Below are 24,485 nucleotides of genomic sequence, written 5' to 3' on the forward strand. Positions count from 1 at the left end.
AGCTAACTTTGTTAGCTGTTTTTTTTTTTGGCGAGTAAATTTAGCGTTAACAGTGAAGTGACTAAACCAAGTGGCAATACTATGTAAGCTATTGTTGTTTAAGTTCAAGTGCTGGTTAAATAAAAAGCAAAAAGCATGTCGCAACAGGTGTGAAAGTCGCTATAATCAATTGAGATATCCTCATACATAAGTGAACGATGCAAAAAACAACCCCGACATTTGAGCAACAGTTACACTTTGAAACCCAGCAATACCTTGCCAAAGGGTGTCGTTGGTTAAGTGTACTGAGCTTTATTTTAGCGGTTGTGATTGGCATTACTCGATTGTTGAATATTCCAGAGCTAAATTTCACCTTCACATTGATTAGTATCCTGCCATTAGCATTAGTATCGCTTTACGGCGCAATGCGTGATTTTTCTCTTCCTTTGTCGCAAAAGATAAATGACTACGGCCGCTTCTATCGTTATATATTGGCGTTACTTTTATGTTGGATCACCGTCTGTAACTGGTTGATATTATCAGCACCATTTGCTCAAGGAAAAGTAGAATCAATATTGCATTTAATGATGTTTGCTTTATCTATCGCATTTTTTCCCCTCCGTCGTTTATTGCTTTTTGCTGTATTCATCATGTCGACTTATATGGCATCGGTGAGAGTTTTCTTTTTTGCTGATGAGTTGTTTTTCCCAATCATGAAAATGTTGAGCTTTCTTGGGATTGTCATTTCAGGTCAGCAAGTCATTGAAAAATGGTTTAGAAAGTCGATTTTTAAAGATGTTGAAAATCAACGCTTAGTGAATGAACTCAATCAATTAGCGTTAACGGACAGTTTGACCAAGCTGAGTAATCGACGTTATTTTGATGCGATGTTAACCAAAGAAATTCAGCATTGCGAGCGAAGCGGCTCTGCTATGTCAATCATTCTAATGGATATAGACTTCTTTAAAAAACTCAATGACTACTCAGGCCATCAGCGTGGTGACGAATGCTTGATTGAGCTGGCAAAGCTATTAAAACATCAGATTAAAAGGCCGAGAGATGTTTGTGCTCGTTATGGCGGAGAAGAGTTTATTGTGTTGCTTCCAGAAACCGATATAGCAGGCGCAGTTGAAGTCGCTAATAATATTAAGTTACGTCTTAACCAATTAGCATTTCAGCACCCAGACTCTTTGGTGAGCGAGTATGTCACTGTCTCTCAAGGGGCTGCGCAATGGCAACCTGGGATCAATGCAGAACAATTAATCAAGCAAGCTGATGATAAGCTTTACGAAGTTAAAGCGACGACTCGAAATAATATTGCTTATTAACTTTAGCAATTTGCCGAGTGGCCGATATACAAATTGTAACGTATTTGTCGTTAATAGCAGTATAAAAGGATTTTAACGCGTTTTAGCAAGGTAAGCTGCGATAAATAATATGGTCACTTTAAAGTGACAGCGCAGTTTATTTATACGTGTTTTATTAAGGCAAATATCCTTTTACGAGTGCTTTGGGGGCAACAAATGAATTGGTTTAGCAACATGTCAATCTTCAAGAAAGTCGGCTTGATTTTCGTACTTTCTGTCATCATCTTTGCCGTCAATTTAACGATCAGTATTATTTCGATTAATAAGAACAACGATGCTATGACGTTCATGCAAGACAAAGTCTCGCAGCGTGTTGAGCTTGCCAATCAAAATGTTATTTATGTTCAAAGGCTTGATGAACTTTATACTCAAGCGGTGTCATTTTCTGATGAAGACTTGATTGATAACGCCAATAAAACATACCAATCTTTGCAAAAAAACATTAATAGCCTTATTAGTCTCGACAGTGAACAGTCGAGTAATTTGTCATTACTTAATAAAGAACTAAATCAATATAATGAAGTGACCTTTGACCTTGCAAAAGGCATGGTTGATAACACGATTGACATGAGCAAAGTCGGCCAGATTATTGCTACTAAAACCCAAGTTTATGACAAATTAATGGTAGGTATTCAGCAATATAAAGCGGACAAAGTTACCGAGTTTAATTATACGATTCAAGAGTCGGTTAGCCATTCAGAAACCGGTTTAATGCTGACGTTATCTATTGGTTTGTCTTTACTATTATTAATGGCTATTGCAACTATCTCTATTGCCAAATCGTTAAGTAGCTCTGCGGGTAATTTAGCTAACTCGCTTGGTGAATTAGCCGATGGTAAAGGTGATTTACGTCATCAACTTGATGTCACAGGGCGCGATGAACTAGGCCAAGTCTCGACCAACTTTAACCGTTTTTTACGTTTACTTGCCGATGCGATTCAGCAAGTGGTAAGCGTTACAGCGCCATTACTACAAAGCGCTGAGTCATTAAAAGAGCGAATGGGTATTGCGACTCAAGCAACAGAAAAGCAAAGTCTAGATGCCAAAACAGTGCAGCACTCAATGGAAGAAATGGGTTTGTCTGTTAATGAAATTTCTCAAAGCGCCCAACAGGCAGCAGAAGCGGCTGATAGTGCAGAGCGTGAAGCCACAAACGGCCTAGCTGTGGTGGCAAGTACGATTAATATTTCTCAAGAGCTTAATGCAGAAATTGAAATCGCTTCAGAGTCGATTAATGAATTAGCCAAAGACACTGAAAGTGTAAATTCAATTCTCAATGTCATTACCTCCATTGCAGAACAAACAAACTTATTGGCGCTTAATGCCGCGATTGAAGCTGCACGAGCGGGTGAGCAAGGCCGAGGTTTTGCGGTTGTGGCGGATGAAGTTCGGGCTTTAGCCTCTAAAACTGCAGATGCCACTAAAGAAATTCGTGAAGTTCTGTCTCGCTTAAAAGGCGCCGCAGAATCATCAGTTACAACGATGGATGTTGCTATTGGTAAAGCGTCTGATAATGAAAAACATGCCCGTGAAACTGGTGATGTTTTAAAGTCTATTCAAGAACAGATTGTGAATATCAATACCATGAATACGCACATAGCAGCGGCAACAGAGCAGCAATCTGCAGTAGCTGCGCAAGTCAGCCATAACGTTGTTGAAATGAATGCTTCATTTGTACAAACATTAGAGATTTTAGCCGAAGTACAAGATGTGTCTGATGGGTTGTTAGATTTCTCTGACGAGCTGAATAATGCCACCTCTCAGTTTAAGCTTTAATGTGCTTCCTAAGTTTATGTCTGAGGTATGTGACTTAGCCTTATGCCTTAAGGGTGTTTCTTAGCCTTTTTCACTGGATATGTTCAAACTTTAACTTAACATTGGCACATTAAATTAATGAAAAAACCACCTCTTAGGTGGTTTTTTTGTGGCTGTAGTTAGCGGTTTTTCGGTTACTACTTTTACTTGGTAGTGGGTTAACACCTTAAAACGCCAAAACCTGCTCACAATTGTATGCTGATTAAGCAAATTATACTTCAACTGCTGCTTTGTTAAGCGCTGTTTTGAGTTATGTTAGCGTATCATTTAGGCCAATTTAATCAGCGAAATTGCTTCACGCATCGCTTTGATTTAACTTATTAGCATAAGAAAATTGCTCACAACAATAACCGTGATAAAACGAGTTTTTGCTTTCGCAGATAGTGCGTAAAAGGATCCCAATGCCAAGCTTGATCAGAATCGTATTAATCAATACCCATTTACCGGGTGTCGTTGAATTACAACTTGATGGACATACCAATATTTGTGGTACCAATGCATCAGGTAAAACGACATTACAACGACTGGTACCTGTATTTTATGGTGAGTACCCAAGTCGGGTCGTTCCGTCGACTAGGGATAGCTTTGAACGTTGGTATTTGCCTCATGATTCAAGCTACATCATTTACGAATATCAAAAGAGCGATGGCAAGCTATACCAAGCGATTATGGCTTCTGCTGGTGATGGTAAAGGGGTTAATTACCGGTTTATTGCCAAAGGCTTTGAGTTAGATGATTACGTAAAATCACGTAATGGCGACACCATTATTTGTCATACCATGGCTGAACTTGGTCGTGAAATGAAGCGTGCCCAAGTGACTCACACTCATTTGCTAAATACCCGAGAGTATCGAGCCATTATTCAGCACGATCGCAGCTTACTCACCACAGGCGGCAATAAAGGCGAGCTACGCACTTATGGGCATCAATTCTCCTTATGTGATAGCGAATACTCACTACGTCATATTGAAAAACTCGCTAAAGCGGTGCATTCCAAAGAAGGAAAAATGGAAACCGTTAAGTCGATGGTGGCGGCGATTTTAGAAGAAGATGGCGTTAATCCACCGACTTCTCGTTTAAACCCTCAACGGGTTGAGAGTTGGATCCGTGAAAGCCAGTTAGTACAAGGTTTTGAACAAATTCGCCCTGAATTTGAAAAACTAGAGCAAGAGTTTAACCAATTACTGAGCGCTGAATTACGACTTGGCAGCCTTGCTAAAGGCTATCGCGGCGATGAAACGTTGGAAGCGCAAAGGCAAGAGCTGAGTCAAAATGAATCTAAAGATGCCAGTTTGCAACTGCGTTTACTCGATGAAGAGTGGAAAGAAGCAAGGGACGAAATAAGCCAAGAGTTATCATTTGCACAAGGTGATACTCGCAAGTATGAGGCTGAGCTTGATGCAATTGAGGACCAATATGAAGGTTTCTTAAATGCCAATATTGAACAAGCCAAAGCCGATTTAGACAGTTTAGATAATTGGCGTAGTGATTTAGAAAATCTAACAGAGCGTCATAAACTCCAAACTGAAAAGCATCAAGATATTGAAGCAGCTTACAGTAGTCGACGTAGCAAGATAGCAGAGCAGCTTCATCGTGAGCTTGAAACGCTCCACGAAGAACAAGATGAACTGCGTGAAAGCCGTGATGCTCAGCGTGAGGCCGCTTCAGAAGATTTAGCTAATCTTGAAAATGTTTGGCGCGAAAAAACTGATGCGGGTAAAGCGACATTTGCGGAACAAGAATATCAGCTTAAATTGACTCGTGGTGAAATTAGCCATCAAGTTGACGGTGTGACGTACACTGAAGAAGAAAAAACCACGTTAGCCATTTTTGATGAGCGCATTAGCCGTGCAGATGAAGAACAAGAAATCTGTAACCAAAAGGTCGATCGCTTATCCATAGACGAACGTAAATTACGTGCTAAACGCGATCAAGTGAGTGAAGCGCTGCGGATTGCGAGTGTCAGAGTGAATGAACGTTTAGCTGATGTTGATGATGTTAAAGGGATATTATTCCCGCAGTCACACACGTTACTTGAGTTTTTACGTAAAGAGTCACCAGGTTGGGAGCAAAGCTTTGGTAAAGTGATAGCACCTGAGTTGCTTCATCGCACCGACTTACATCCTAATGTGGCAGGCAGTAGCGATGACGCGCTATTTGGTATTGGGCTTGATTTAAAGGCGATAGATGTCCCTGATTATGCTGCGTCCGAGCAAGATTTACGCTTACGGTTAACCAAAGCAGAAGAGGCTTTATCTCAAGCTGAAGAGCTAAAGGCTGAACATGAAGATCAGCTTGTTATGATTAATGATGAGTTAGATAACCTCAGCAAAGAACTGACTTTTGCACGAACGGCGTATAAAAATAGCCGTGAAGATGTCAGACGTTTATTTGATGAAAAACGTAGCACTCAGACTCAAATTAACCAAGCGTTAGCAGATAGAAAAGCCCATGCAGCCAAACGATTAGTGCAGCTTGATAATGAGCTCAAGCTGCAACATAACCAGCATCTAGAGTGGCTAGATGAGCAAAAAGACCAAGCGCTTGAAGCTCGAATGGAAAAAAATGCTTATTGGCAAGATGTTGTCGGAGCATTAGATAATCAGCTCGCACAAATCAAAACCAATATTGAAACCCGTCGCAGCAATGCTAAACAAGAGCAAAAAGCCTGTGATACTTGGTATAAAAATGAGCTTAAATCTCGTGGGGTTGATGAAGCTGCAATTGTGGCGCTTAAAGGGAAAATACGAGAACTAGAAGCGCAAATCAGCCATGCTGAAAAACGTCGCAGTGATGTATTGCGTTACGATCATTGGTATCAAAATTCCTGGCTTGTCAGCAAGCCCAAGTTGCAAACAGACTTATCTAAAGTAAAACAAGCCGTGCTTGAACTCGAGCAACAACTTGCGAATAAAACGGCTGAAGTTAAACAGCGTAAACAGCAGCTAGAAACGGTTAAAAAAGCCTCTGATGCAGCACAAGTTGATGCATCAGAGAACTTAACGAAATTGCGTGCAGTGATGCGTAAACTCGCCGAGCTTAAATTACCTAAAAGTAAAGAAGAAGCTGATGGCAGCATTGGTGAACGTTTAAGACAAGGTGAAGAGCTACTTTTACAACGTGACTATCTTCTAGGTTCAGTGAAGCAATATGTTGAACATTTTGATTCCGTTATTGCCAGTAAATCTGGTTCAAGCCTCGCTGAGTTTTGGGAGCGTGCTCGTGATGAGTCTAGCTTTACCAACGATAAAGGTATTCGATTACTGGATTACCGTAAGTTAGTGCCCCAACTTGAACAATTATTAAATGTGATGGTGCCGCAATCACTTATGGCGATTCGTGAACAAGGACGAATTTTTGGTATCGACTTAACCGCTTACTACGATGTATTAGCTGATATTGATAGACGTATTGCATCACAAAGTGCTCGCATTACCCGTGAAGTCGGTGAAGAGTTATTCCTTGATGGGGTATCTGAATCGGCAGTTAAGATTCGTTCTCGCATTAGTGAGTTAGAGTTCTGGCCTGAACTGGAAGTGTTTGTGAAAGCCTTTAAGCAATGGAAAGCAGATGGTTTCAGTCAATTACCTGATGAGCACTACACATCAAGCATGCGTCGTGCGCTAGATATTATTGGTCGTGCAGCGCTTTCGGGCGGTATTGCCAAGCTATTAGAAATTGAGCTGCGCTTAAAAGAAGGTAACAGCGATTTAGTTATACGTACTGATAGACAGCTTAACGAGTCTTCTAGTCACGGTATGGCGTATCTCATTCTGTGTAAGTTCTTGCTCGCATTTACTCGCTTATTACGTGGTAAAGCGGATGTCACGATTCATTGGCCTATTGATGAGCTGGGTACTTTGCATCATACCAATGTGAAAAAAATCTTTGATGCCTGTGTGAATAACAATATTAGCGTATTAGGGGCTTTCCCGAATCCTGAGTCTGAAGTACTTAATCTGTTTGCTAACCGATACATCATTAATAAACAAACCCGCAAATTGCAGGTGGTGAAACCGAAAAGCAATCCGCTGGCTGAGCGATTAAGTCAGCGTGCCAATAATAAGGAGGCGATCTAATGTCTGAATCAATACAATCACCTTTGTCTTCTAAAACCGAAGCGCCTTCAGAAACCACCTTGGTCGGAACCGGAATGCTTATCGAGCAATTATTGCGTGGTGAGTTTATCTGTCGCACTACAAATGAAGATGGTTGGCGTGCTTTAAAAAGCCCGCATACCTTTGAGAAAATTGAACAGTATTTAAATCAAATTAATCGAACCATTTCTTCGGCAGCTGAAGGAGATGTCTTTTTTTGTGGTTATCAGCAGTTAGGTGAGCAAGAAAAGAAAGTGATTTCTAGCCAATTTAAGGATATTTGCTCAGCGCTGGTGCCATTAGTTGAGTGGCTGGTTTTAGTTCAAGAAAGCAGTGGTCAAGACGCTCCTTTAAGTGAAGGTGCACCGATCCGTTTGACTGAACTTCAAGCTCGTATTGAAGACACCCCAGCTTTTATGGAGCAATTGGCTAAGCTAAGTCATTATCGATTGTTTGGCTCCACCAGTCACAATGTTGATAATCAAATCAAGCTGGTATTTAAGCGTTTAGTTGAACTAGGTTATTTAGTTAAACCCAACAGTGAAAAGCAAATTTACATTGCCACAGGTAAGCTTGATTATTTATACGAAGTGATCCGCTTTATTGACGAAACAGAAGGATTAAGCCTTGAAGCTCAAGCTGAAACTGCGACACAAAGGGATTTAGTATGAGTAATAATTTACATCAAGCAGGGGTTAAGCTGCTAAAGCAGTTAAGCCGTCATGCTGATGTGGTTATGGATGCCTATTTAGCGGGTTCTGTCAGTGAATCAACGCATGACGTTGCTGTGATAGAAAAGCTAAAAAAGAGTGGTATTTTATGGCGACCAGAACCCGATGAGGCCTTACGTCTTAAGCGTTCAGTGAGAGCATTACTGGAAGAAGCGTTGAGCGATGAGCGCAATCGTCAGATTGATGCCAATGTTGGCTCAGCGTTTAGTACGATTAAAACGTTAGCCGATCATTATAAAGAAGCACGGCATAATGTTGATTATAGTGCTGCTGAGGCTTACTTAGCCGATTTAAGTGAACATGTTTATAGCTTCACCGATAGCCTAAGATATTCTATTAGGGTGTTGTGGAGCCGCATTAATAACGAGTTCGGTTATGTTGGCAGTATTAGTGCAAAAATTCGTGAGAATGAACTTGCACAAAGCCAAGTGTCTGAGTTGCTTAATGGATTGGAAATGTTCCAGTTCAGTGAATTGAGTGACATTGCTGGTGATATTCGAGAGTTAAGACGACTGCTTGTCACTAACTTGCAAGAAACACTGAGCCAATGCACTCAAGAAATTAGCGCTGTTCAAGGGCGATTACTTGAATTGCTAGGTCGGTTTAGGCAAATTCAGGGTCGTACTCGTCTGCTTAAAGGCTTTTTGTTACATACTGATCTGCATCCAGATTACCAGCCTGAAAACCACGTCGCTCATAAGCTCGTGCCAAACTTATTCAATTGCGCCGACGCAATGATTAAGCCTGCCAGTGTTGACGTTAATAACAGTCAGCACGAACTTGTGTTATTAGATGTGGTATCTAAAGTGAAAGCCATTAGTCGTGACTTATTGCCAACAAAAGTACGTGAGCACAATGTGGCAACGACCATGAGTGATGTAGAAGATTTCGACATCCCTGATAACCCGCTTAAACTGGCTGTGGATCAATACTTTTGCGAAGTCATCGATTCAGGTCTGCGACAGTCAGCGCTAGAGTATCTTCATGCCAATAAGCTCGATTGGGAAGCTGAAAACTGGTTATATCAGGTGATTGGCGGTTATGAAGGTTTACCAGATGAGCATAAGGTTTACTTTGAACTTGAACCGATTGGTGAGCCTGACCCAATCTATAACGGTAACTTTATGATCCATGATGTAGAGCTGTGGCTGGCCTAATCCCGTTATAGGCTCGTTTGATAACATGTTTTTGTATTTAGCGTATGCTTATCGAGTGTGTTAGATAGCCTAGAAAGCGCTCATTGAATTAAAGCAGTTGACTAACCTCAACTGCTTTTTTGTTTTCATGTATTTCCAAAGAGAAATGTAACTGGAGTCTACCTGGTTGTTACAACTTGACCCCTTTTTGTTTTCCTTGTGTTAACTCATATTTCAATTTGATTTAGCAACATATATTACCCATGTGATGCACTATGGGGTGAAGTCGAAATATTAATCCGTATACTAGTGACTTTAACTTTTCAGTCTTTCAAATACGATATGTTTAGCTGTTAAAGGGATGTGTTTTGGTGAGCAAAACTGGCTTCGACTCTTAAATGATTAATATTTTAGTGTAAGGGCTTTAAAATCAGCTGGTTAATTATAGTTGTAAATCTGCCGTTTCAATGGGAGTAACAACTTATTGATCTCTAACATTGAAATGTATTGCAACTTGTTTCAGTATCGTGGTCGCTAAAATAATTAAAACAATTTTATTGTCGTTTTTAGGTGTTTGCTTCTGAAGTCGGCTTGAACTAGGAATACAACAATCATGGTTAAATCATTATCAACTCGAATTTTTATCGGGTTATTCTTAGGGGTATTTCTCGGAAGTATCGTCCAATTTGCGCTAAATGATGTAGCGTTCTTTTCTGGGACATTAGTCGACATTGCATCGGGCATCGGAAAGATGTTCGTCAATATGATCATGATGCTTGTTGTGCCTTTGGTGTTTGTGAGTATTGTTTGCGGTGTCTGTGAGCTGCAAGATTTAAAAAGCTTTGGCAGGCTTGGTGGTAAAACATTTGGTTTTTATATCATCAATACCCTAGTGGCTATCACGGCAGCATTTGCCGTTGCTATGCTCATAGAGCCTGGTAAAGGGATCGATATGACAAGCAATGTCGATGTGGCCATTACAGCGACTGAATTACCCAACTTAATGACGCTTATCGTGAATATCGTGCCGAATAACCCGTTCTCGGCATTTACTTCGGGCAATATGCTTCAGGTTATCTTTATGGCGCTGCTACTTGGCGGTGTGATTAAATCATTAGGTGAAGTTGCCAAAGGTGCTGTAAAAGGCTTTCAAACTGCAAATATTATTATGATGCGTTTGATTTCTGTTGTGATGAATTTGGCTCCTATTGGTGTGTTTGCGTTGATGTTCAAGTTAGGGGCAACGTTAGAGCCAGAAATTTTCTTCAGTGTTGTGCAGTATTTATTACTCATTTTAGGGCTATTGTTGCTGTGGATTTTTGTGGTTTACCCATTCGCAGTCAGCTTCTTCACGCAAGTGACTGCCAAGCAGTTTCGTGAGAAAACCCGCGAGCAAATCTTATTCTCGTTATCAACCGCAAGCTCAAATGCCACGATTCCGGTTACTATGCGAACCTTGACTGATAAGCTTGGTGTTAATCGTGCCGTTGCTGGTTTTGGCGTTCCGCTTGGTGCAACGATGAATATGGGCGGCGTATCGATTTATATTACTATCGCGATTTTCTTTGTGGCGAATGCCTTTGGCATGCCAATCAGTGGCGAGCAAATCCCAGCATTATTGTTCAGTGTGTTTTTACTGTCAGTGGGCGCTGGTGGTGTTCCAGGTGGCGGGATGGTCATGATTGGTGTGCTTATCCATCAGATGGGCTTACCTGTTGAAGCCTTTGCGATTGTGGCAGCGCTTGACCGTATCATTGATATGGTACTAACTTCGTGTAACGTAGTAGGTGATACCGCGGTATTAACTATCGTTGATCAAACTGAGAAGCCGCATCAATTAGAAGCTGAAAAAGCTTAATGCGATGAGTCGATTCACTATTAAATGAATTAGTTCTTTTAATAAGCTAGATAAGAGGTCTGCATTTGCAGGCCTTTTTTGTATATGCTGATAAGGTAAATCAGTATCACTGAGCAAAAGGGAGCGTTAAGTGAGATTAGCTATTGGAATATTATTAATACCATTGATGTTATTGATGGGCTGTCAGTCAACAGAGCACCACGTTGAAGCGTTACCGCAATATACTTTTATCGCACACGATAATGATCTGCAAAGAGTTGAGTTGGCTCAGTCAAAGGCTTTAGAGCAAGGAAAGTTATTGTTAGTCGTGATGGGGGCACAGTGGTGTCATGACAGCAGAGGTCTGGCGGGTAACTTTTCAGACCAAACAATGCAGCCTATTTTAATCTCACGTTTTGAAACCGTATTCGTCGATGTGGCATATTTTGACGATATGCATAGCTTACCGCAAAAGTATGGTTATCCTGCTTACTTTGGCACACCGACTGTGATGGTTATTGATCCAAGAACAGGGCAATTACTTAATGAAGTCAATTTATCAAAATGGCAAAGCGCCGACAGTGTTCCGTTAGATGAATATATCGAGTTTTTCTCAACCATCGGCACTCAGCCTGTTGAATCATTACCAACATCACCGCAACTAGATGAGTTCATTGATGCAAATGTGGCCCACTTAAAGCAAAGTTTTGATTATCTACGTCCAATATGGGCTGCGGTGAGAAATGGTAACGCTGGCGATTCAAAAGAGCTTCAAGCGGTTGCGACAGAAGTGTGGCAATACAGAACGCAGTTGCAAAAAGATATTATAGCAATGAAGCAAGAACTAGCAGCTAACCCGCAAACTGCGCTGGCTTTTCCTGAATATGGTAAATTCAGTTGGGAATAGGGAATCGTTGAGCCAGCGAATCAGTTTGGGTCGATGGCTTAATAAAAAAACCGCCAATTGGCGGTTTTTTTATTAAGTTTGCACGATTATGCAATATCTGGTTCGTTACTATAATCAAGTCCATGATAGCTTAAGCAAGCATCGACTTCGTTAGCACTACCTAAGATAACCGCAACACGCTGATGAATTTCTTCAGGTTTAATATCTAAGATATCGCCATAACCCGTAGAGGCTTTACCACCGGCTTGTTCAACTAATAATGCCATAGGGTTTGCTTCGTACATTAAACGTAGCTTGTATGGCTTCTCTGGGTTCTTATTGTCAGTTGGGTACATGAAGATACCGCCACGACATAATACGCGATGAACATCGCCCACCATCGCAGCAATCCAGCGCATGTTAAATGACTTTTCTCGAGGACCAATGTTACCCAGCAATAATTCACTGATGTAAGTTTGCATTGGTGCTTCCCAAAAGCGCTGGTTTGACATATTGATGGCAAACTCTGCAGTGTCTTTACTGATGTTAACCGCTTCATCAGTCAGTAAAAACTCATTGGTATCAGGGTTTAGGGTGTATAACTGAGTACCTTGGCCAATGGTTAATGCCATCATGGTTGATGGTCCATAAAGCACGTAACCTGCAGCAAGTTGCTGACGACCATTTTGTAAAAAGCTGGCTTCTGTTAAATCGCCATCTTGTGCTGGCAAGATTGAAAAAATAGTGCCAACAAGCGAATTGATATCAATGTTTGATGAACCATCTAAGGGATCAAAACACACAAGGAATTCGCCTTGTTTATTGACTTCAACGACATAATCTTCTTCTTCTGATGCGAGTCCACGCACGTTTCCTTCGGCTTTTAACGCATCTTTAAGCATGTCATTAGTGATAACGTCGAGCTTTTTCTGAGTTTCACCTTGAACATTTTCTTGCTCTGTTGCGCCCAAGACGCCAGCAAGTGCGCCGTGGCGAACCGCTTGACTGATGTCTTTCGAACAGTCGGCTAAGCGTAAAATGAGTTGTGAAAGTGAGTCGGGTACTGCTTGTTTTGTAAGGGTTTGTGTCAAAGTTTGCATGCTTGTTCCTAAGACAGTAGAGGTTAAGGTCGGTAACCAGTGGTTAATGTTTTAATTTATTGGCAACGATAATACCTCAGATTGACGCACAATACAGCGTGAAAAAGTTGAGCAAGTTAGGACGGGATACCGATTTGTTATAAACTCAGGCAAAATAACGAATTCTAGTAGGCATTAGGTTAAATAAATAATTCAAATAATGAAATTTGCCTCGGTTTACAGCAAGGAATAACAATGACAAATAAATGGAAAGCGACATGGTCAGCTGTGTCGGTAATGTCGTTAGCATTGGCTGGCGCACTGGTTTCTTCACAAGCAATAGCGGCGACGAAAATGACAGGAAATTCTACCCCACTCACTATCGAACGTATTCATGCATCGCCTGCCTTAGCAGGAGCAAGCCCAAGAGGGTTAAAGCTGTCACCTGATGGCAGTCGAGTAACCTACCTTGCGAGCCGTGAGGATAACCAATATTTGTTTGATTTATGGCAAATGGATATTAAGACATCTAAACGCAGCATATTGCTTAATGCTGATGATTTAGCGTCAGGCGAGCTTTCTGACGAAGAAAAAGCTCGCCGTGAACGTCAGCGTATTTATGGTCAAGGTATCATGGAATATTTTTGGGCTGATAACAGCCAAGCTTTGCTTATTCCTGCTGCGGGTAAGCTTTATTACTTCACTTTAGCAGACAATAAAACGGTAGAACTGGATACGGGTGAAGGCTTTGCTACTGACGCAAGATTATCGCCAAAAGGAAACTTTGTTTCGTTTGTACGTGAGCAGAATATTTTTGTCCTAGCCCTAGAAACGTCAAAACTCATCCAACTGACTTTTGATGGCAAAGGGCCGATAAAAAATGGTATGGCTGAATTTGTCGCTCAAGAAGAAATGGGGCGCATGACAGGTTACTGGTGGTCACCAGATGAAACTTCCATTGCCTTTACTCGCATTGATGAGTCAGGCGTTGAGCTGGTTACTCGTAATGAGATTTATGCTGATGGAATTAAACTCACCGAGCAGCGTTACCCATATGCGGGAAAAACCAACGTTGAAATAGAGTTAGGCGTTATTACGCTTGCCAAAGAAGGAAAAGAGCAACAAGTTTCATGGATTGACTTAGGCAAAGAAAAAGACATTTACCTGCCAAGAGTGAAATGGTTACCAGATAGTAAGCATCTGTCATTCCAATGGCAGAGTCGCGACCAACAATCACTAGACTTACGGATTGCTGATTTAACCAGTAACAACAAGACGAAAACCATTGTTGCTGAACGCAGTGAAGCTTGGGTTAATCTTAATGACGATTTACAGTTTTTAAAACAACAAAAGTCTTTCATTTGGGCATCAGAACGTGATGGTTTTAACCACCTTTACTTATTCGATTTAAGCGGCAAAGTGCTGCAACAATTAACCCAAGGTGATTGGACGGTTGATGCGCTGGAGTTAGTCGATGAAAAAGGCGGTTGGGTGTATTTCTCTGGCCGTAAAGATACTGTTGTTGAGCGTCACTTATATCGTGTGCCGTTAGCTGGCGGGGAAATAGAGAAGCTATCATCTCGAAGTGGCATGCATTCAGCGGTTTTTGCTAATAATAAACCTGTGTATATCGATTACTTCAATAGTCTTAGTCAGCCACCTCAAGTCAGCCTACATGATGAAAACGGTCAGCGTTTAGCTTGGGTTGAACAAAACGAAGTTAACTCGTCGCATCCTTTGTATGATTTTGCAGGCCTTTGGAAAATGCCTGAGTTTGGCGAGCTTAAAGCTGAAGATGGCCAAGCATTACAGTATCGCTTATTTAAGCCTGTACCATTTGATGACAGTAAAAAGTATCCGGTAGTGGTACGTGTTTATGGTGGTCCACATGCGCAATTAGTCGTTAATAGCTGGAGTGAGGCGGATTACTTTACTCAGTATTTACTTCAACAAGGCTTTGCAGTATTTCAGCTTGATAATCGTGGCTCTGCCCATCGCGGCACAAAATTTGAGTATGTAATTTATCAAAATATGGGCGATGCGGAAGTTGAGGATCAAAAAGTCGGGGTTGATTACCTGAGAAGCTTACCGTTTGTTGATGGTGATAATATTGGTATTTATGGCCATAGTTATGGCGGGTACATGGCGCTTATGGCGCAGTTTAAAGCGCCTGATTATTTTAAAGCGGCAATCTCTGGGGCTCCGGTAACGGATTGGCGTTTATATGATACCCATTACACAGAACGTTACATGGGTCACCCAGAAAAAAATAAAAAAGGGTATGATGCAGCGAGCGTTTTACCATATGTGAAAAATTATCAATCAGGTTTGATGATGTATCACGGCATGGCCGATGACAATGTATTGTTTGAAAACAGTACGCGTGTTTATAAGGCATTGCAGGACGAAGGTAAATTATTTCAGATGATGGATTATCCAGGTTCGAAACATTCAATGCGTGGTGAGAAAGTGAGAAATCACCTTTACAAATCATTGGCTGCTTTCTTGGAAAATGAGTTGAAGTAAATGGCTGTAGTGGTACTCATTGCCCTCAATTTGATTGTGGGGGCATTGTGTTTAAAGAATTTGATAGAGTTGCTCAACAATAATCGTCGCCATTAAAGGGATGTTAGATTTAAGGAAAAACAAGTAAGTGCGTAATGCACTTTGGCGAGATGTCATATGCTGATCATTGTAGAAACGTGACTGATAAAAAGTCATAAAAAAAGCCAAGTCATTGACTTGGCTTTTTTGTATCACTATTAATGATTAGTCTTCTAAGTTACCGCAAAAACGATAGCCTTCACCGTGGATAGTCGCGATGATTTCTGGCGTATCAGGTAAGCTTTCGAAGTGCTTACGAATACGACGGATAGTAACGTCAACAGTACGGTCATGTGGCTTAAGCTCACGGCCAGTCATTTTCATTAACAGGTCTGCACGAGTTAAGATTTTGCCTGGGTTTTCAACAAAGTGAAGCATTGCACGGAATTCACTACGTGGTAGCTTGTAAGACTCACCTTGTGGGCTAACTAGAGAACGACTGTTGATTTCTAAGCTCCAACCATTGAAACGGTAGAATTCAACTGAACCTTTCTCTTCTACTTCTGCGCCAGTGCTATTAACACGAGTTAATAAGTTACGAGCACGGATAGTTAATTCGCGTGGGTTAAATGGCTTAGTGATGTAGTCATCAGCGCCAATTTCTAAACCAAGAATTTTGTCAACTTCGTTATCACGACCAGTCAAGAAAATAAGACCGATGTTGTTGATTTCACGAAGTTCACGAGCTAACAATAAACCGTTTTTACCAGGAAGATTGATATCCATAACAACAAGATTAATCTTATTATCCTGCATGGCTGTGTGCATTTCTGCGCCATCGTTTGCTTCAGTTACTACATACCCTTCTGCTTCAAAAATACTGCGCAGAGTATTACGGGTTACAGCTTCATCTTCAACAATAAGAATGTGTGGGTTTTGCATGTTATTTACCTAAATTAAAAACAATTCGATTCTAGTCATGTTGCACTAGGGCGGTGGCACTGCTTATTTATGAAAGTGCCGATAATTTTTCAATTTCACGATAGGTGTTTATCTATGTCTGCCCTGAACAAAACACGCTTCATGACTAACTACATTATCTACATTCAGCTTAATACATCATTAAAGTGACATACGTGACATAAATGTGATCATAAAAAATCAATACTTAGATTGTATGCTGAGTATTAATTGACTCACAATCAGTCGAAAGATCTATTAAAACAATGATTCATAAAACTATGAGATTAGATTGCTCGTTAAAGTTCCTTGGCAAACTAATAATTGTTCTATATTTATATCATCTAAAATGTAGAACAAAATGTACAAGCTTGAAAATTTAGTAGCAATTAAACTACTGAAGTATGTAACTGCTTGTATCACTGTTAATAGTTATGTAGCAAAATCTAGCTAGTGATGATTATTGTACTCGTTTTAGGCATTTGTTAACAAATGAAATGTTAACAAATTTACTCTCTAGAATTGTTACAAAATTGGTTTTTTAGGTAAGATACTGATTTAAAAGGTTAATATAATTATGGTTCTTGTGACTTGTATCACATGGGCTGTCACTGTAATAAAGGGTTTGCTACTGTAAACTGGGTTCAACAGAGAAAATGAAATAATGGAAAATGCAATTGAGTGCCTTTGGCACAAATATCAAGGGACACAATTCTTACTAACGCAGAGACTTGCGAATGATATTCCTTTTGCAATCGTCACTGCTCATAACCCGTTAGGGAGTATCTTAACTCCTTGTCAAAACCGTTTGCTCGACCGCCAATTACAAACCAAAATCGAACAATATAAGCGTCCATATCGCTCGCTTATTGGAGCCGCTCCCGATTTATCTCATATGGAAAAAAGCTGGGCTATCTTTATTGAAAAAGAACAAGCTTTGGAGCTTGGACGCGAGTTTAAACAGCATGCAATCTATTATGTCAATCAAGGCCGTTTGTCATTAGTTGCTTGTGGGGATGCACCTGATAAAGAAGTGATGATAGGCGATTTTATGACTCGCACTCAGGTGGTCAATGAGTTGCCTGATCTTCATGAGTAATTTTTTGATTGATAAAGCTGTTCCGTCAAGCTGATACTGCTACTCATCTATTATATCAACGCATTAGGGCAGCTGATAAACCCACTTTATATAGATAAGGTTATTTATAATAGCGCTGTATTGATTTGAATTAGAAATGGCTTATGGAAGGCCGACCTATCTAAAAATGCCTTTATTCAGAGTTTGAAACTAAAACTTCCCTTATGGTCTATTTAATATAGCTAAATACTGTATTGTTAGCATTTTACGTTAAAGTTAATGCGTGCTTTCATATCTTTAGTGTCTGTAAATAAAGCTATTTTTATCCAAACTATTTAAATACCTAAGCTGATGTGATGACAGCGAGTATGAATGTCGTATATTCAGTATTCAGTTATTTAGTAATTTTATTACATTCCATAATTGACTTAGGTGGTTATTTATTGGTATTTTTCAATTTCTTCCTGAGGGAAGAAACAGAAGAGGAGCGTTAGCTAGGTAGTAAGTGCGAGGAAAACCAATTCCTAAAACCACTTATGAGGGAGATTAGCGCCGAGGTATGTCAAATGGTTGGTTTCATTTCATATCGGTCGATTAGGCTGAATCCTAACGATTGTCACCTATTCATTGGTGGAGAGCTTCTGGTGAAGATTGCTGTTTCCCTTCTTATAAGGGTGCGTTATCACTGCACCAGGCTCTTCGAACGAAGTAAGTTCGGAGTGTAATCATGTTTTTTAATCTAAGTAGTCAATTCGTATTTGTATGTCATCCTTCAAGCGTGGAGGTGTCAGTATGAGCTTAGTTGTAGCTAAATTCGGTGGAACCTCTGTGGCAGATTACGCTGCAATGAACCGCTGCGCCGATATTATCTTAGCCAACAGACATACTCGAGTCGTTGTTGTTAGTGCATCCAGCGGCGTAACTAATTTATTGGTGGAGCTTACGCAAGCTAATGTGAATGACAAGCGTCGTTTAGCATTACTGACGCAAATTGGCCAAATTCAATATGACATTGTTGATCAGCTCGATCGTCCTCAAGATGTTGCCGCAGGTATTGATAAGTTACTTAGCCGTATGTCAGTGCTCAGTGATGCGCTTGTATTAGATCGCAGTAAAGCAATCATTGATGAACTACTTTCAATGGGAGAGCAATGTTCTTCATTGCTATTTTCTGCTGTTATTCGTGAAAAGGGCACTCCTTCAAGTGCATTTGATGTCAGACAAGTATTACGTACAGACAGCCATTTTGGCCGCGCAGAGCCGCAAATAGAGCAAATAGCATCGTTAGGTGCTGAGCATTTAGCACCACTATTAGCCAATGAAGTTATTGTTACGCAAGGTTTCATTGGCGCTGATGACCAAGGGCGCACCACTACTCTTGGCCGTGGTGGTAGTGATTATTCAGCAGCACTGTTGGCAGAGGGCTTAAAAGCTGATGCGGTAGAAATCTGGACCGATGTAGCAGGTATTTATACAACCGATCCTCGTCTTGCTCCCAATGCTAGACCAATCCCTGAAATCAGCTTTAATGAAGCCGCTGAAATGGCAACATTTGGTGCTAAAGTATTGCATCCTGCGACGATTCTTCCTGCCGTTCGTCAACAAATTCAAGTGTTTGTTGGTTCAAGTAAAGCGCCAGAACAAGGCGGTACTTGGATTCGACATCAAGTAGAAAACGCTCCCGTATACCGTGCTGTTGCATTAAGACGTGATCAAACCCTGCTTAATTTGCACAGCCTGCAAATGTTGCATGCACAAGGCTTCCTTGCTGAAACATTTGCGACATTAGCCAAGCACAAAATCTCAGTTGATCTGATTACCACTTCAGAAGTGAATGTTTCATTAACGCTCGATAAAACAGGATCAGACTCTAGCGGTCAGGGGTTATTGAGTGAATCATTACTGCAGGAGTTATCACAGCATTGTCGAGTTCGTGTTGAAGATAAATTGGCGCTAGTGGCTATTATTGGTAATAAAATTGCCTCAACAGCAGGGATTTGTAGCCGTGTTTTCTCAGTATTAGAAAAGCACAATGTGCGAATGATTTGTCAAGGCGCAAGCCCGCATAACTTATGTGTATTAGTAGCAGAATCTGAAGCGGCAGATGTGGTTAATTCATTGCACCAAAATTTATTTGAATAATAGGAAGTGTTCACCAAGTAACAATGCTTGGAACATATGAGGCTAAAGAATATATGACAGAAGCGAATCGCACCTCCAACGCTCACGTATCTACAGTTCAATTAGGTGAATTGGCTACTGGCCAAGCGCTAACAGCTCCTATTTATACGTTTAAAGGAAGTGATAGTGCTGCACCATCTGTCTATATTCAAGCCAATGTTCATGGCGCAGAAGTGCAGGGTAACGCGGTAATTCATCAGTTGATGACGCTATTAGAAGGCCATCAAATCTTAGGTGATATACATTGTGTTCCTTTAGCTAACCCATTGGGGATTAATCAAAAAAGTGGTGAGTTTACTCTTGGGCGATTTGATCCTATTACGGGAGTGAACTGGAATAGAGAATATTTTGAACATGCCGCAATAGTGGCTGACATTCCTAATTGGTATCAAGCAAACAAGGCTTTATCAAATAATGAGTTGTTCGCCGCATTTCGAGTGTTATTAGCACAAAGCTGTCAGCAACGTTTAAATAACTCTTGGGGAATTAGCACGGGGCATCAACTCGCGGTGACACTACAATCGATGGCGCATCAAGCGGATATTGTATTGGATTTACATACCGGCCCTAAGTCTGCAAAACATCTATATTGCCCAGAGTATGATGTCGCATCTGCGGCTTATTTCTCAATTCCTTATTCATTGGTTATTCCTAATGAGTTTGGCGGTGCTATGGATGAGGCTGCATTTTACCCGTGGTGGCAGCTCCAACGCTTTTGTGCGCGTCAAGGGAGACATTTTGACGTCCCCGTAGCGGCGTTTACGCTTGAATTGGCGAGTCAAGAGCGTGTCGATATGGCTGATGCAGAACTCGATGCGATGGGGATCTTGGCGTACTTAAGTCATAGAGGTGTAATCGCAGAAAAAGTGCAACCTGCACCAATGAAGCGTTGGGGATGTGATTTAGCTAACTATAAAAAATTCCATGCACCAAAAGCTGGATTAGTGGAGTATTGCGCAGAGGTAGGACACCCTTTGAAAGCTGGTGAGCCGTTAGTGACCCTTTTACGACTTGATCAATACGGAACTGAGAATGCCGTGACGACAATCAGTTTACCTTGTGATTGCGTTCCTGTACTGCATTTTGCCTCAGCTTCTGTGCATCAAGGGACAGAGCTTTATAAGGTAATGACCAAGGTTTTTGAGATCAGTTAATGGTGAGTCGCTGGCAATAGCAAAGATATTGCAAACTGCCAGCGATAGCATATTGAAGTATTAACTCTTTAAAATTTCAAGCGGCATAGCCAGCATCTCGTCGCCTGAAGCTGCAAAATACCAAATAATAGCGATAAGTAGACCAACCGTTAAAAAGTACCAAACCGTTGAGAAAATTTGCCCATACCTATCTAAGGGCAACAGGTGACTTTGGTGCCGAGTTTTCCACTCAAATACAATCTCTAAACTACCAATTAGCAACAAGAATCCTAATAAAGCCAGCCCTAAGCTGTAACTGATAAATACGCCTATTGCCGCTCCAGCGATACAGGCTATTAACCCTACCATGCTGTTCATTGAAAAAGTGATGCTTTTAAGAATATGGCCGCCATCTAAGGGTAAAATTGGCAGTAGATTAAACAGATTTAGTAAGGCGTTAAAACTGGCTAAACCTGCAAAAAAGATATTGCCGGTGATCCAATAAGCGACCATGCAGGCTATTGACATCAAGAGGCCAAATGTTGGCCCCATGATAGAGATGACGACATTTTGCCATCGAGTATTTATTCGCTCATCGCTGACAGCTAAACCGCCCATGAATGGGATAAGGTAAATCCCTTTGGTTTTCATACCAAAGTGCTTCATGGCTTTAATATGGCCATATTCGTGAACAACCAGACAGGCAATTAATGCAAGTGCAAATTCAATTGAGAATAGCCATGAATAGGCCGCGACACTTGCCGCAGCGAGCATAGCTTTGACAACTTTGGCACTTTTTAATAGCTTGAACCCAAGTGAGGCTAAGCCAATCATACTGAATTTTTGCGTTTTAACAGGAGCGACTTCAGGCACTTGTTGTTCGATATCTTTAGTATTTCTCTGCCCTTGAGCTACTGTGTCATTATCAACCAAAATCGTGTAGTTAATGATAAAAGGCTGCCACTGGACATCAGCCTCTACTCTTACTTTTACAATGGTTTTACTGGTTTCAGTAATAATGTCATCAGTCGTTGCTCCCGCCATTGAAGCCGGGCGCGATAATTCGAATTCGTGCACATTGAAAGCCTGGTTATCTGCAGATGCCGATTTTTGAGAGACTAATTGATTATCCCAATAAAGTTGTTGCCAACCGGCCATAGAGCCTTCTAATCGTAGACGTTTGCCAAGGCATTCTATATTCAGCAGTTCCATATCTTTTACTGTTCCATTGTTGTGTGATGAGTCATGATGAGTGAAGTAGCGATGGTGAAATTGCTAGGCATTTTGCCCGATAGGTTGCAGTGACTCAAGCTAAATAGATTCAAGATATGCCACAGTGTCGATACCTTGCTTGATATCCGTAAACACCAGTTTTGCACTGCAGCAATGACCATTAAGGGTTGCATGTGTGCGTACGTATTGAATAAAGGTCACTAAATCTATGGGGTGCTGGCTTGCTCTAAATTGTGGTAATTCCGCTGTTGGGTGATGAGCCTGATGTTGTTGAGGGTGAGCTTGCGCCTCGATAACAATATCGAATGTAGAGCCCTCGCTATCTAATAATCTATCGTTACTACCTATGAGGTGCAGTTGTAAACAACAATACTCTAGCCAGTCAGTCTGATTAGCGAGGTAAATGAGCTCTTCACTTGCTTGCTGTTTTATAATTGCTGGCCAACAAATCGCTAGCATCGAATTCTTCTCTAATGGTCAATAAATTCAGTCAACTTGTTAACTGTTTCCTAAGAACGATTTTTAGTAAAAAATGATTAGATTTTTCACGTTGAATGTTTTATAAGTTACTGTTTTATAGTGATAATTATCATGCTAATTGCTGCATTCGCTGATCGCAATCGGCCAAGTTAGAAATTAATGGCTACCATAATCGAAACTGATTTCATTATGGAGGTTTTTAACATGACAAGGGCCATGTTCACGCTGGGTGCGATTTTGCGCTGGGCCAATATGAATCTCTACATTGGCAAAGATGTGTTTCTCTGCTTGCACAAAATATTTACTGTAATAGCCATCCACTTCTTGCTGAAGTTGCTTACATTCTGCTTCAGCTTTCGCACGGCGATTGGCGATTTCTTTTTTCTCATCAAGCATCATTTTCACTTGCTCAATCATTCCCGCATCTGTTTGCCACTCCGTTTTAGGAGGCAGCTTTCTCAAGCGAGACTCGATATCTAATCCTGCGACAACAAGCTGCTTAGCTTGGTCATCACTGGCTTTAGCCTCAGCTTTGAGCTCAGTTTGATCCATGGCGCAATAAAGCTCAGTCTTAGTGCCAGCCGTTGCGCCAAAGGCTACAGCTTTAATGCCTTTTTTAGCGGTCGCTCGCCCACCGACAAGATCGCCTCGTCTGGCATTAGGATCGCTAACGGTAATGACATTGTCTGAGACTGAATGGCTATGAAGCAGTTGTTTAGTGACTAAGATGTCACTTTTGGCGGTTAAATTGGAATATTGCACAAACTGAGCACAGATTTGGCCACGGGCAGTAATATGGGTACTTAACTCATGCTCTTTAATTTGTCGGCCAATGACTCCTTTACTGACAATTACATCGCCTTGGGCTTCAAGGCTAGCTGAGTCTACAAACCCCATAACAGTAATGTCACCAGTGCTTTTTACTTTCATCCCCTCGTGGACATCGCCTGTGATTAAGACACTACCTTCAAAATCAACATGGCCGTATTTTACGTCAACATCTTTAATTTGCAGCACATCATCTACTTGCATACCTTTTGGTGTTTCAACAGGTTGACCAGATACTGTTGCAACAAGTTGGTTGGTATCGCTACTTAATAATTCAGTGCCATTACCCGGCTTCATTTGCAGATCTTTGCCCTCAATCTGCATGATAGGTTCCCCGTGTACGTTATAGCCTGGAGTACCGGTAGTCGCAGGCGTTTTTATCATTAAAACGTCGCCTGGCTTCACCATGATCATTGCGCCCAGATTTCGCATGTCGACAGAGCCATCTTCACGTTCTTGAGGTTGTAATAACCGTTCACGAGCAAGGGGGACTTGTCTTGTTAATGTTGCATTAATGCCATTTACAGCCAATTTGCCAATGGCGATTTGGCTACTGCAACTTTCACCCGGCGGTAAAATCGCTAATTGCTGGATCAGAGATTGAATTTTAGGTTTGCTTAATCCCATTTTGACTTTATGGGATTTTAGGGTGTTAAGGATCATTGGCAGTGAAGGGTCTTTCCCACCCCATGCTGATGCTAATGTCATAGAGGCCGACATTTTATCTTCGCTGATTTCTATGGTCACACTGCCATCAGTTCGTTCACCAATGATAAAAAATAACTCATGCTTACCATTGTCATGAGTGCTGAGGGCATTAACTTCAGCGACACAATTATGAATGTTGTGGGTTAACGGTTTCAGCATGGCAAACTCTGCCTGCGTCAGTAGCTGTTTTACGTCATCTTCAGAAATTGGCCCATGAATATTGGGCGTAACACGAAACTCTACTTGGGTTTGAGTTTCATTAAAAACAGCCATGCTCCAATCCAGCATAAAAACCCTTATTAGCCATGAGACTTAAATGCGTGTTAGCTCATGTATTGTTTTTCATAATGTGTGGTGTTGATATCAAAATGTAGCTGTTTTTATGAATAAAGACTAGATAATTATCAAGCTTA

General features: G+C 41.1%; 17 protein-coding genes and 1 riboswitch. Of the genes, 11 read left to right on the plus strand and 6 right to left on the minus strand.

What is annotated here, in order from left to right; genetic code table 11:
• Positions 1 to 197 precede the first annotated feature (197 nt).
• The 7 genes from A9267_RS15335 (at position 198) to A9267_RS15365 (ending at position 11,869) form a co-directional block, all read left to right on the plus strand.
• Positions 198 to 1,307 (plus strand): GGDEF domain-containing protein, encoded by a 1,110-nt coding sequence (locus A9267_RS15335; protein ID WP_065109793.1) that lies wholly within the window; start codon positions 198 to 200, stop codon positions 1,305 to 1,307.
• 195 nt (positions 1,308 to 1,502) lie between these two features.
• Entirely contained in the window at positions 1,503 to 3,122 is a 1,620-nt protein-coding gene (locus tag A9267_RS15340) for a methyl-accepting chemotaxis protein (protein ID WP_065109794.1), read from the plus strand.
• Between the two features lie 440 nt (positions 3,123 to 3,562).
• Positions 3,563 to 7,240, plus strand: a complete 3,678-nt coding sequence (locus tag A9267_RS15345) for an ATP-binding protein (protein ID WP_065109795.1) — start codon at positions 3,563 to 3,565, stop codon at positions 7,238 to 7,240.
• Entirely contained in the window at positions 7,240 to 7,929 is a 690-nt protein-coding gene (locus tag A9267_RS15350; protein WP_065109796.1) for a hypothetical protein, read from the plus strand. Before A9267_RS15345 ends, A9267_RS15350 begins: the two co-directional genes overlap by 1 nt.
• Positions 7,926 to 9,146 carry a phosphoenolpyruvate carboxylase gene (locus tag A9267_RS15355; protein WP_065109797.1) on the plus strand — a complete coding sequence of 407 codons (1,221 nt, stop codon included), beginning with the start codon at positions 7,926 to 7,928 and terminating at the stop codon, positions 9,144 to 9,146. The genes A9267_RS15350 and A9267_RS15355 overlap by 4 nt, the downstream gene beginning before the upstream one ends.
• Positions 9,147 to 9,738: 592 nt before the next feature.
• The gene (locus tag A9267_RS15360) at positions 9,739 to 10,983 is read left to right on the plus strand and encodes a dicarboxylate/amino acid:cation symporter (protein WP_055022669.1); all 1,245 of its coding nucleotides are present in this window, start codon (positions 9,739 to 9,741) and stop codon (positions 10,981 to 10,983) included.
• A gap of 130 nt (positions 10,984 to 11,113) precedes the next feature.
• On the plus strand, positions 11,114 to 11,869 hold the full coding sequence (locus A9267_RS15365; protein ID WP_065109798.1) for a thioredoxin family protein: 756 nt from the start codon (positions 11,114 to 11,116) through the stop codon (positions 11,867 to 11,869).
• Between the two features lie 86 nt (positions 11,870 to 11,955).
• Here the strand turns inward: A9267_RS15365 and A9267_RS15370 are convergent, their stop codons facing one another.
• A complete protein-coding gene (locus tag A9267_RS15370; RefSeq protein WP_065109799.1) occupies positions 11,956 to 12,948 on the minus strand; it encodes a class 1 fructose-bisphosphatase in 993 nt (330 codons plus the stop codon).
• 234 nt (positions 12,949 to 13,182) lie between these two features.
• On the opposite strand from A9267_RS15370, the gene A9267_RS15375 reads away from it, so the two are divergent.
• The gene (locus A9267_RS15375; protein ID WP_065109800.1) at positions 13,183 to 15,453 is read left to right on the plus strand and encodes a S9 family peptidase; all 2,271 of its coding nucleotides are present in this window, start codon (positions 13,183 to 13,185) and stop codon (positions 15,451 to 15,453) included.
• A gap of 51 nt (positions 15,454 to 15,504) precedes the next feature.
• Here the strand turns inward: A9267_RS15375 and A9267_RS21810 are convergent, their stop codons facing one another.
• Together A9267_RS21810 and arcA are read right to left on the minus strand one after the other, a co-directional pair.
• Entirely contained in the window at positions 15,505 to 15,648 is a 144-nt protein-coding gene (locus A9267_RS21810; protein WP_156669181.1) for a hypothetical protein, read from the minus strand.
• A 48-nt stretch (positions 15,649 to 15,696) separates the two neighbouring features.
• The gene (arcA, locus tag A9267_RS15380; protein ID WP_055022666.1) at positions 15,697 to 16,413 is read right to left on the minus strand and encodes a two-component system response regulator ArcA; all 717 of its coding nucleotides are present in this window, start codon (positions 16,411 to 16,413) and stop codon (positions 15,697 to 15,699) included.
• Between the two features lie 682 nt (positions 16,414 to 17,095).
• Here arcA and A9267_RS15385 point away from each other — a divergent pair.
• The 3 genes from A9267_RS15385 to A9267_RS15395 all read left to right on the plus strand — a co-directional run bounded on the left by A9267_RS15385 (position 17,096) and on the right by A9267_RS15395 (position 20,844).
• On the plus strand, positions 17,096 to 17,530 hold the full coding sequence (locus A9267_RS15385) for a DUF3293 domain-containing protein (RefSeq protein WP_055022665.1): 435 nt from the start codon (positions 17,096 to 17,098) through the stop codon (positions 17,528 to 17,530).
• A 451-nt stretch (positions 17,531 to 17,981) separates the two neighbouring features.
• Positions 17,982 to 18,158, plus strand: a riboswitch (Lysine riboswitch).
• A gap of 143 nt (positions 18,159 to 18,301) precedes the next feature.
• Positions 18,302 to 19,651, plus strand: a complete 1,350-nt coding sequence (gene lysC / locus A9267_RS15390; RefSeq protein ID WP_055022664.1) for a lysine-sensitive aspartokinase 3 — start codon at positions 18,302 to 18,304, stop codon at positions 19,649 to 19,651.
• Between the two features lie 53 nt (positions 19,652 to 19,704).
• Positions 19,705 to 20,844: a succinylglutamate desuccinylase/aspartoacylase family protein gene (locus A9267_RS15395; RefSeq protein WP_065110051.1), complete on the plus strand. Its 1,140-nt coding sequence runs from the start codon at positions 19,705 to 19,707 to the stop codon at positions 20,842 to 20,844.
• Between the two features lie 60 nt (positions 20,845 to 20,904).
• On the opposite strand, the gene A9267_RS15400 is transcribed toward A9267_RS15395, so the two are convergent.
• The 3 genes from A9267_RS15400 to A9267_RS15410 all read right to left on the minus strand — a co-directional run bounded on the left by A9267_RS15400 (position 20,905) and on the right by A9267_RS15410 (position 24,360).
• Entirely contained in the window at positions 20,905 to 22,035 is a 1,131-nt protein-coding gene (locus A9267_RS15400; protein WP_055022663.1) for a site-2 protease family protein, read from the minus strand.
• Positions 22,036 to 22,134: 99 nt separating this feature from the next.
• Positions 22,135 to 22,515 (minus strand): DUF4144 family protein, encoded by a 381-nt coding sequence (locus A9267_RS15405; protein ID WP_065109801.1) that lies wholly within the window; start codon positions 22,513 to 22,515, stop codon positions 22,135 to 22,137.
• Between the two features lie 177 nt (positions 22,516 to 22,692).
• Positions 22,693 to 24,360, minus strand: coding sequence for a DUF342 domain-containing protein (locus A9267_RS15410; protein WP_065109802.1), 1,668 nt, complete (start codon positions 24,358 to 24,360; stop codon positions 22,693 to 22,695).
• Positions 24,361 to 24,485: the final 125 nt, after the last annotated feature.

The sequence above is a fragment of the Shewanella sp. UCD-FRSSP16_17 genome (assembly GCF_001675935.1).
In the GTDB taxonomy this organism is placed as follows: Bacteria; Pseudomonadota; Gammaproteobacteria; order Enterobacterales; family Shewanellaceae; genus Shewanella; species Shewanella japonica.